Annotated in this window: 1 protein-coding gene; it reads right to left on the bottom strand. The window is 73.4% G+C overall.

From position 1 onward, the window contains the following. On the bottom strand, positions 1-418 hold a 418-nt coding region (locus QC029_RS30735; protein WP_336621625.1), incomplete at both ends, for an aromatase/cyclase.

Raw genomic sequence — 418 nt, 5'->3', positions numbered from 1 at the left:
GCGCCGGCCTCCGGGTCGTCGTCCACGGCGGAGTAGTCGTGCAGCAGGACGACGCGGCTGCCGCCGTCGTCGTTGGGCTCGATCCGCCACTGGCCGCCCATCGCCGCCACCGGCGCGGCGGGCACCACCTGGCGGAAGGAGACCGAGCGGGTGCGGGAGTTGAGGATGCGGTGCGACGTCCACGAGCGCACCTGGTCGTTGGCCGTGGCCCAGAGGCGCAGGAGCTGCTCGTCGGCTTCCTCCTCCAGCACCTCGACGTGGATGGTGGGGCCGAAGATCTGCGGCCACGCGGAGACGTCGGCGACCAGGCCGTCGACGGTGTCTGCGGGCGCGTCGACGACGACGGTGTGCTCCGTGACGTGGGTTCCGGCGGCGGGTCCGGCGACGGCTGTTGCGGAGTTCGGCACCACGGCGGGTC

The sequence above is a fragment of the Streptomyces sp. DH37 genome (assembly GCF_029813835.1).
Classification (GTDB): Bacteria; Actinomycetota; Actinomycetes; order Streptomycetales; family Streptomycetaceae; genus Streptomyces.
This window is presented reverse-complemented; position numbering and strand designations above follow the sequence as displayed.